Raw genomic sequence first — 8,765 nt, forward strand, 5'->3', positions numbered from 1 at the left:
CCCCCCCCCCCCCCCCCCCCGCGCGCCCCCCCCCCCCCCCCCCCCCCGGCCGTCCGGGCCGGTCCAGGGTCGGGTCAGGGCACGGGTGGGGGACACCCCCGATGCGCCCGACGGCGCGCCCTCCCTAGCCTGGAGACGAGCCACCCCGGTGGTTCGCCGAGCGCGGAGCCGTCCGCGCCGACCTGACCTGGGAGCCTCGCGACCGACATGACCACCCTGCCCGACGACGACGCCGCCGTCCCCGAGCCCCCCGCGGAGGGCGTCGGGCCTGCCCGGGCGGAGCCCCGCCGTCGGCGTCGCCGGGCCGTCGCCCTCACGGCGCTCGCGGCGCTCGTGGTCGGCGGGCTCCTCGCCGGTGCCGCGGTGGCCTTCTCGCGCGGGGTGACGTCCACCGCCGGCGAGGTCGAGTTCACGCGCCCGCTCGCGATCCCGCCTCTCGCGTCCTCGACCGTCCAGGACGGGGTCCGGGTCTTCACGCTCGACATGCAGGAGGGTGAGACGGACCTGGGGCAGGGCGGCCTCGCGCCCACGCTCGGGGTCAACGGCTCGTTCCTCGGCCCGACGCTGCGCGCGACGCGCGGCGAGCAGGTCCGCATCGACGTGACGAACTCGATGAGCGAGACGAGCACGCTGCACTGGCACGGCATGAAGCTCCCCGCGGTCATGGACGGCGGCCCGCACCAGCAGGTCGAGCCCGGGCGGACGTGGTCCCCGACCTGGACGGTCGCCCAGCCCGCGGCCACGCTCTGGTACCATCCGCACCTGCACGGCCGCACGGCGGACCACGTGTACCGCGGCCTGGCCGGTCTCTTCGTGCTGGACGAGCCCGCCGGGTCGCCCGAGGCCGCGGTCCAGGACGCGCTGCCGCACGAGTACGGCGTCGACGACGTCCCGCTCGTGGTCCAGGACAAGAAGTTCCACGCCGACGGCCGGCTCGACGACGCCGACCCGTTCCTGTCGAGCACGGGCGTGCGGGGGTCCGTGGTCCTCGTGAACGGCACCGCCGATCCCTACCTCGACGTCACGACCGAGCGTGTCCGCCTGCGGGTGCTGAACGGCTCCAACGCGCGGATCTACAGCTTCGGGTTCGACGACGGCCGCGACTTCCAGGTGGTCGGCTCGGACGGCGGTCTCCTCGAGGCGCCCGTCACGACCGACCGCCTCCGGCTCACCCCCGGAGACCGGGCCGAGGTCGTGGTCGAGGTGGAGCCCGGCGAACGGACCGTGCTGCGCAGCTTCCCGCAGGAGCTGGGCGTGAACCCCTTCACGGCCCGGTTCTCGGGCGGGGACGACACCCTCGACGTCCTCGAGCTGCGGGCCGCTCCCACGCTGGAGCCGTCGGCCCCCGTCCCGACCACGCTCGCCGGCATCCCCTCCGCGGACGAGGGGGCGGCGACCACGACGCGCCGCTTCGAGCTGTCGGGCACCTCGATCAACGGGCAGGACATGGACCTGCGCAGGATCGACGAGGTCGTCGACGCCGGCGCGACCGAGGTCTGGGAGGTCACGAGCCTCGACGACTCGCCGCACAACTTCCACGTCCACGACGCCCAGTTCCAGGTGCTCGACGTCGCGGGCGAACCGCCACCCCTCGATCTCCGCGGCTGGCAGGACACCGTCTACGTGCGGCCGGGCAAGGTCACCCGGCTCCTGGTCACGTTCGGCACGACACCCGACGCCGAGCACCCCTACATGTTCCACTGCCACCTGCTCCGCCACGAGGACCAGGGGATGATGGGACAGTTCGTGGTCGTCGACCCGTCGGCAGCCCCCGGTACGGCGGGGCGCCCCGCCCCGGGCGACCTGCTGCCGGGGGTGAGCGGCGGCGTCGGGCAGGAGGGCGGGCACGGGGACACGCACGCCGACGACGCGCCGCGCGGCGGGACCGGCCCCCGGCTCCCCGCCCAGGGGCACGCCACGGCCCGAGGGCACGGCTGAGGTCCGACCACACGCCCCGGTGAGTGCCCGACCGCAGGGCGAGACACCCCGCAGACGCTTCGAGGGCGGCGAACCCAGCGGGTACCGTGTGGCCATGACGACCCGTGCCCACCCCGCGAACCCGCCCCAGACCCACCCGACCGCCGAGCAGGAGGTCGCGCGCATCTGCCAGGACCTGCTCCGCATCGACACGTCGAACTTCGGGGACGGCTCCGGCCCGGGGGAGCGCGCCGCCGCCGAGTACGTCATGGCCTTGCTCCACGAGGTCGGCCTGAGCCCCGAGCTCTTCGAGTCCGCGCCCGGCCGCGCGAGCGTCGTCGTCCGGCTGCCGGGGCAGGACCCCACGCGGCCCGCGCTCGTCCTGCACGGTCACCTCGACGTCGTGCCCGCGCAGGCCTCGGACTGGTCCGTGGACCCGTTCGCGGGCGAGGAGAAGGACGGGCTGCTGTGGGGGCGCGGCGCCGTCGACATGAAGGACATGGACGCGATGATCCTCGCGGTCGTGCGGCAGATGGTCCGCGAGGGGCGCAAGCCCGCGCGGGACGTCGTCGTGGCGTTCTTCGCCGACGAGGAGGCGGGCGGCACGTACGGCGCGAGCTGGGCCGTCGACCACCGCCCCGAGATCTTCGAGGGAGCGACCGAGGCCATCAGCGAGGTCGGCGGCTTCTCGGTCGACATCGACGGCAGGCGGGCCTACCTGCTCCAGACCGCGGAGAAGGGCATCGCCTGGCTGAGGCTCGTCGCCGACGGCCGCGCCGGGCACGGCTCGCAGGTCAACACCGACAACGCCGTGACCCACCTCGCGGCCGCGGTCGCGCGCATCGGCGCCTACCAGTGGCCCTACACCGTGACCCCGACCGTCGACGCGCTCCTGCGCGGCGTCGCCGACCTCACCGGGCTGCCCTACGACCCTCACGACGAGGCCGGCATCGACGCCCTCGTCGCGGCCCTCGGCCCGGCCGCGAAGTTCGTCGGCGCGACCGTCCGTCACACGTCCAACCCGACCCAGCTCGGCGCGGGCTACAAGGCCAACGTCATCCCCGGCCGCGCCGAGGCCGCGATCGACGTGCGCCTGCTGCCGGGGCACGAGGACGAGGGCTTCGCCGTCATCGAGGGACTCGTGGGCGAGCACGTGCGCATCGAGCCCATCCACCGCGACATCTCGCTCGAGGTGCCCTTCGAGGGCGACCTGGTCGACGCCATGGTCGCGTCGCTGCACGCCGAGGACCCGGGGGCCACGGTCCTGCCCTACACGCTCTCGGGCGGCACCGACAACAAGTCGCTCGCGCGGCTCGGCATCACGGGCTACGGGTTCGCACCGCTCCAGCTCCCCGCGGACCTCGACTTCTCGGGGATGTTCCACGGCGTCGACGAGCGCGTGCCCGTCGAGTCCCTGCGGTTCGGCGTGCGCGTCCTGGACCGCCTGCTGCGGACCTGCTGAGACACCCGACCCCCGACCCCGACCCCGCCCACGTGCGGGGGCGGGGGCCGGTCGGGCGGCCCTGCCGCCTCAGAGCGTCGAGCGCACCCGCATGATCTTGCGGCGCAGCCACACCCGGCGCTCGCCGCCCACGTACAGCCGGGTGCGCTCGAGCTCCCAGCGTCCGTACTCGGCCTCGTCCGTCAGGAGACGGACGGCGTCGTGGCGGCTCACGGACCTGTCGATCGTGAGCACGCGGTACTCGTACTGGCTCCCGGGCTCGGTGCGGCCCGCCCGCTGCGGGGGAGGAGTGCTTGCCATGCGTCACCGTCCTCGAGTCGTCCTGGGCCCGGCGAGCCGTGAGCCGTACCTCACTCTGCCGCGCCGGGATTCCGAGTGCCATTGTGCCTCGCGCAGGGCTACCGTCAGGGTATGACCGCTGACCCGCGTGCCGCCCTCGACCGATTCATCGCTGCCCTGGAGGCCCACTACAACGCCGTCGCGGCACGGCGCGGCGAGGACGACCCGGCGGTCGACGACGCCTACTACGTCCTGGCCGACGCCTACGAGGTGTACGACGAGGCGCTCGCGCAGGTCCACGGCGAGGCGACGCCGTTCTACCTCGCGGAGGACGACGACGATGACGACGACAACGATGACGACGACAACGATGACGACGACGACCGCGACGAGTCGGACGAGGACGACGACGAGCGTGACGACGAGGAGTCCGACGAGGAGTTCGACGAGGTCGACCTGCACGACGGCGCCAGCCGCTGAGCGCCCCCGCGCGTCCCTGACGCGGCGTCCTACCAGCGTTCGGGGTAGCCGAACGAGAGCGCGCTGACGTCGTCGAGCGCGTGGTGGACGGCGTCGGGCAGCTCGAGGTCGCTCGCCGCGAGCGAGGCCCGCAGCTGGGACGGCGTGCGCGCGCCGACGATCGCGCTCGACACGGCGGGCCGCTGCAGGAGCCAGGCGAGGGCCACGTCGAGCGGAGCACGCCCCAGGCCGTTCGCGGCCGTCACGACCGCCTCCACGATGCCCGACGACGGACCGTCCAGGTACGGCTGGACGAACCCCGCGAGGTGCGAGGACGCCCCGCGGGAGTCGGCCGGGAGCCCCCCGCGGTACTTGCCCGTGAGCACCCCACGGCCCAGGGGCGACCAGGCCAGGACGCCGAACCCCATCTCGGTCGCGGCAGGCACGACCTCGCGCTCGACGCCGCGCTGCAGCAGCGAGTACTCGAGCTCGACCGCCGCGAGCCCGACGTCGCCGCGCCCGTCGAGCGTCGCCGCCGCGCGCGCAGCGGCCCACCCGGGGTGGTTGGAGAGGCCCACGTACCGGGCGCGACCGGTCGTCACGGCCAGGCGCAGCGCGGAGAGCGTCTCGTCGAAGGGCGTGCGCGGGTCCGGGGTGTGCACCAGGAACAGGTCGACGTGGTCGGTGCCGAGGCGCGCGAGCGAGGCGTCGAGCGAGTCGAGGAGCGCGCCGCGCGACGCGTCGACCGTGTTGCCGTCCGCGGTCGTGCGGATGCCGGCCTTGGTGCACAGCAGCACCTCGCTGCGGTGGACCTTCCCGGCGCTCAGGAGCGAGCCGATCATCGACTCGCTCGCTCCGCCGCCGTACGACGCCGCGGTGTCGACGAGGTTGCCGCCGGCGTCGACGAAGTCGCGGAGCTGCTCGGCCGCGTCGATCTCGTCGGTGTCCCGTCCCCACGCCATGGTCCCGAGGGCCAGGGGAGAGACGCGAAGGCCGGTCCGGCCGAGCTGACGAAGTTCCATGCGCGGCAGGCTACCGGCGAAGAGGGCGTCATGCCCGGAGACGAGCCGCCGTGAGAGGGTGAGGTCCGTCGCTGCGCGACGCGGCGTCCCGGTGCTCCGGCCTGTCCGACGGGGCCGCGACCCGCTCCGCCGGTAGGGTGCGGTGCGTGAACGCGTGGGAAGCCGCCCTCCTCGGCCTCGTCCAGGGCCTGACCGAGTTCCTGCCTGTCTCCTCGAGCGCGCACCTGCGCATCGTGGGAGAGCTCATCGGCTCGTCGGACCCGGGGGCCGCGTTCACGGCGATCACCCAGATCGGCACCGAGACGGCGGTCCTGCTGTACTTCCGCAGGGACATCGCGACCATCTGCCGTGCCTGGTGGCGTGCCCTGCGGGGGGCCAACGGGACGGACTGGCGGGCCCGGCTGGGCAGGGGGGACCACCACGCGGCCATGGCCTGGTTCATCGTGCTGGGCTCGATCCCCATCGTGGTCCTCGGGCTGCTCTTCCAGGACGCGATCGAGGTGTCGCTGCGCAACCTGTACATCACGGCGTTCATGCTCGCGGCGTTCGCCCTGCTGCTCGGGCTCGCGGACCGCGTCGGGGCCAAGAGGCGCACACTCGACGAGCTGACCCCGCGCCAGGCGGTCGGGTTCGGCCTCGCACAGGCGCTGGCCCTGGTCCCCGGCGTCTCCCGGTCCGGCGGCACCATCACGGCGGGCCTGCTCATGGGCTTCACGCGCGAGGCCGCGGCACGCTACTCGTTCCTGCTGGCGATCCCCGCGGTCCTGGGCTCGGGCTTCTACCAGCTCGCGAAGTCGGTCGCGGCCGACCCGGTGCCGGGCTCGCCCGGGTTCGGCGCGACCCTGATCGCCACGCTCGTCGCGTTCGTGGTCGGGTACCTGGTGATCATCGTGTTCCTGAAGATCGTCTCGACGTTCAGCTACACGCCGTTCGTGGTCTACCGGCTCGTGCTCTCCGGGGTCGTGGTGCTGCTGCTCACGCTCGGGGTGCTGCAGCCCCTCGCATGAGGGGTCCCGGGCCGCAGCGCGGGACCGGCTACATCCACCCCGCCTTCTTGAACACCCGGTACAGCACGAAGCACCCGACGGCCATGACACCGAGCGCCAGGGGGTAGCCGAGCGTCCAGTGCAGCTCGGGCATGTGGTCGAAGTTCATGCCGTAGATGCCGCCGACGATCGTGGGGAACACGAGGATTGCGGCCCACGCGCTGATCTTGCGCATGTCCTCGTTCTGGCGCACTGAGACCTGTGACAGGTGCACCGAGAGCATGTCGGACAGCAGGTCGTCGTGCGCGTCGAGGTGCCGGTCGATCCGTTCGACGGTCGACACGAGACGGTCCATGAGCCTCTTGTCGAACGTGATGTGCGACCGGGCGCTGCCCGGCACGAGCTCGGGCAGCTCGGCCGTGATGGGCAGCAGCGCCCGCCGCGCCTCGGTGATCTCGCGCTTGAGGTCGTAGATCGGCAGGACCGGGTCCGAGTGCCGCCTGGGCTCGAACACGATCTTCTCGACCTCCGCGACCGCGTCCCCCAGGGCGAGCTCGACGTCCGTGGCGGTCGCCACGAGCGAGAACAGGGCCTCGCCCGCGACGTGCTGAGCACCGGTGCTGCGGCCGTGCGACGGGCCGGTGAGGTGCTCGCGCATCCGGTCGTGGACGCCTGCGGCCCCCTTCTCGACGGTCACCACGACCTCCGGTCCCACGAGGAGGCAGAAGCTGCCGGTGCTGACCTGCCGGTCCTGCTCGGAGAAGGCGACGGTCGGGGTCACGACGAGCAACCAGTCCATGCCGACGTGCTCGACGTGCGCCAGCGGGTGCCTGCCGTGGTGCACGGGCAGGTGGCCGTGCACCGTCTGGGCGCTCAGCCCCGCCCCCAGGGCGTCGGCGGCCGCCACGAAGTCGTCGAGCGTGCGGACCTCGTACCAGCGTGCCCGCGGTCTCGGGGCGGGGGGCCCGCCGGGGCTGCCGTCCGGTCCGCTGCCCGCCGAGGTGCCCCGCTCGACCGGCCGCACCCGCCCGTCGTCGCCCTCGACCCACAGCTCTTTGTAGTGCACGGGTTCGGCGCGGGGTGCGTCCGGTGCGGGCTCGTCGGGGGCGGGCGGGTGGTCGCCCGTGGGGCGTGTGGGTTCTGTCACCCCTGCATTCTTGCCCGACGGCGCAGGCGCGCCACCCAGGACCGGTGAGCTGCGCCGTCGGGCAGCGGGGGACACGGAGGGCCCTCGCTGCGGCGAGGTCGCACGCCGGCACCGCGCCGGTTCGCGGCTAAGGTTGTCGCGTGCACAGCTGGCCCATGCCTCAGATCCCGTCCCTGCCCGGCCGAGGACTCCCGATCCGGGTGCACGACAGCACCACGGGGGAGCTCGTCGTCGCCGCGGAGGGGAAGACCGCGACCATGTACGTGTGCGGGATCACCCCGTACGACGCGACCCACATCGGGCACGCCGCGACCTACGTCGCGTTCGACCTGCTCAACCGTGCCTGGCGCGACGCCGGGCACGAGGTCACCTACGCCTCGAACGTGACCGACGTCGACGACCCGCTGCTCGAGCGCGCGACAGCGACCGGCGTCGACTGGTGGGACCTCGCCGTCGAGCAGACGGCCCTGCTCGCCGAGGACATGACGGCCCTCGGCGTCGTGCCCCCCGACGTGTACCGCGGCGCGGTCGAGGCCATCCCCGACGTCGTCCAGGCCGTCGAGGCGCTCATCGAGGACGGCTTCGCGTACCGCGTGCCCGTCGAGCCCGGCGCGGGCGGCGACACCCCCGAGCTCGGCGACGTGTACGCCGACCTCAGCGCCGACGCGCGCTTCGGCGCCGTGTCCCGCCTCAGCCGCGAGGACATGCTGCGCCTGTTCGGCGAGCGCGGGGGAGACCCCGGGCGCGACGGCAAGAAGGACCCCCTCGACCCGCTCCTGTGGCGGCGCGAACGCCCGGGCGAACCCACCTGGGACGGCGCGAGCCTCGGCACCGGGCGCCCCGGCTGGCACATCGAGTGCGCCGTCATCGCCCGTGACGGCCTGGGCCTGCCCTTCGACATCCAGGGCGGCGGAGCGGACCTCCTCTTCCCGCACCACGAGATGTCGACCTCGCACGACCGCCTCCTCGACCACGGGTTCGGCGCGCGCAACCACGTCCACGCGGGCCTCGTCGCGTACCAGGGCGAGAAGATGAGCAAGTCGCGCGGGAACCTCGTGTTCGTCTCCGCGCTGCGCGCCACCGGCGTCGACCCCATGGCCATCCGCCTGGCCCTCCTGGCGCACCACTACCGCTCCGTGTGGGAGTGGACCGACGCGGACCTCCCCGGCGCCGTCCAGCGCCTCGAGCGCTGGCGCTCGGCCGTCTCCGGGAACGGTGGGCCCGACGCCGACGCGACCCTCGCGGCCGTGCGCGCGGCGCTCGCGGACGACCTCGACGCCCCCACCGCGCTCGCGGCCGTCGACGCGTGGGCCGACGTCTCGCTCGCCGAGGGCCGTGACACCTCGGGCGACACCGAGGGCGCGCCCGGCGTGATCTCGCGCGCCGTCAACGCCCTGCTCGGGGTGCGGCTCTAGGTGTACCCGGCCGTGAGGTTGGTGCCAGTTCCGGTTGTCGAAGGGAGGACCTCCGGGCTTAGTGGAGATGTCGAAGTC

At 73.7% G+C, this 8,765-nt stretch carries 8 protein-coding genes; 5 read left to right on the forward strand and 3 right to left on the reverse strand.

What is annotated here, in order from left to right:
• The first annotated feature begins 207 nt into the window (after positions 1–207).
• Positions 208–1,938 carry a multicopper oxidase family protein gene (locus tag H9623_RS16085; RefSeq protein WP_193721024.1) on the forward strand — a complete coding sequence of 577 codons (1,731 nt, stop codon included), beginning with the start codon at positions 208–210 and terminating at the stop codon, positions 1,936–1,938.
• Positions 1,939–2,032: 94 nt separating this feature from the next.
• Complete coding sequence (locus tag H9623_RS16090; protein WP_193721025.1) at positions 2,033–3,379, forward strand: M20/M25/M40 family metallo-hydrolase; 1,347 nt, start codon at positions 2,033–2,035, stop codon at positions 3,377–3,379.
• Between the two features lie 69 nt (positions 3,380–3,448).
• Here H9623_RS16090 and H9623_RS16095 read toward each other — a convergent pair whose 3' ends face one another.
• Complete coding sequence (locus H9623_RS16095) at positions 3,449–3,679, reverse strand: DUF5703 family protein (RefSeq protein WP_193721026.1); 231 nt, start codon at positions 3,677–3,679, stop codon at positions 3,449–3,451.
• A 111-nt stretch (positions 3,680–3,790) separates the two neighbouring features.
• On the opposite strand from H9623_RS16095, the gene H9623_RS16100 reads away from it, so the two are divergent.
• Entirely contained in the window at positions 3,791–4,138 is a 348-nt protein-coding gene (locus H9623_RS16100) for a primosomal protein (protein WP_193721027.1), read from the forward strand.
• A gap of 29 nt (positions 4,139–4,167) precedes the next feature.
• On the opposite strand, the gene H9623_RS16105 is transcribed toward H9623_RS16100, so the two are convergent.
• The gene (locus H9623_RS16105) at positions 4,168–5,139 is read right to left on the reverse strand and encodes an aldo/keto reductase (RefSeq protein WP_193721028.1); all 972 of its coding nucleotides are present in this window, start codon (positions 5,137–5,139) and stop codon (positions 4,168–4,170) included.
• 146 nt (positions 5,140–5,285) lie between these two features.
• On the opposite strand from H9623_RS16105, the gene H9623_RS16110 reads away from it, so the two are divergent.
• Positions 5,286–6,146 (forward strand): undecaprenyl-diphosphate phosphatase, encoded by an 861-nt coding sequence (locus H9623_RS16110; RefSeq protein ID WP_193721029.1) that lies wholly within the window; start codon positions 5,286–5,288, stop codon positions 6,144–6,146.
• A 28-nt stretch (positions 6,147–6,174) separates the two neighbouring features.
• Here H9623_RS16110 and H9623_RS16115 read toward each other — a convergent pair whose 3' ends face one another.
• A complete protein-coding gene (locus H9623_RS16115) occupies positions 6,175–7,272 on the reverse strand; it encodes a CorA family divalent cation transporter (protein ID WP_193721030.1) in 1,098 nt (365 codons plus the stop codon).
• Between the two features lie 140 nt (positions 7,273–7,412).
• On the opposite strand from H9623_RS16115, the gene mshC reads away from it, so the two are divergent.
• Entirely contained in the window at positions 7,413–8,687 is a 1,275-nt protein-coding gene (gene mshC, locus H9623_RS16120) for a cysteine--1-D-myo-inosityl 2-amino-2-deoxy-alpha-D-glucopyranoside ligase (protein ID WP_193721031.1), read from the forward strand.
• Positions 8,688–8,765: the final 78 nt, after the last annotated feature.

It is taken from the genome of Oerskovia douganii (assembly GCF_015142735.1).
GTDB classification, from domain to species: Bacteria; Actinomycetota; Actinomycetes; order Actinomycetales; family Cellulomonadaceae; genus Oerskovia; species Oerskovia douganii.

What these genes read in the sequence shown, in the direction of transcription:
- H9623_RS16090 (WP_193721025.1), top strand. Translation starts at nt 2,033, where the DNA reads ATGACGACCCGTGCCCACCCCGCGAACCCGCCCCAGACCCACCCGACC.
- H9623_RS16085 (WP_193721024.1), top strand. Translation starts at nt 208, where the DNA reads ATGACCACCCTGCCCGACGACGACGCCGCCGTCCCCGAGCCCCCCGCG.
- H9623_RS16105 (WP_193721028.1), bottom strand. Translation starts at nt 5,139, where the DNA reads ATGGAACTTCGTCAGCTCGGCCGGACCGGCCTTCGCGTCTCTCCCCTG.
- H9623_RS16100 (WP_193721027.1), top strand. Translation starts at nt 3,791, where the DNA reads ATGACCGCTGACCCGCGTGCCGCCCTCGACCGATTCATCGCTGCCCTG.
- H9623_RS16095 (WP_193721026.1), bottom strand. Translation starts at nt 3,679, where the DNA reads ATGGCAAGCACTCCTCCCCCGCAGCGGGCGGGCCGCACCGAGCCCGGG.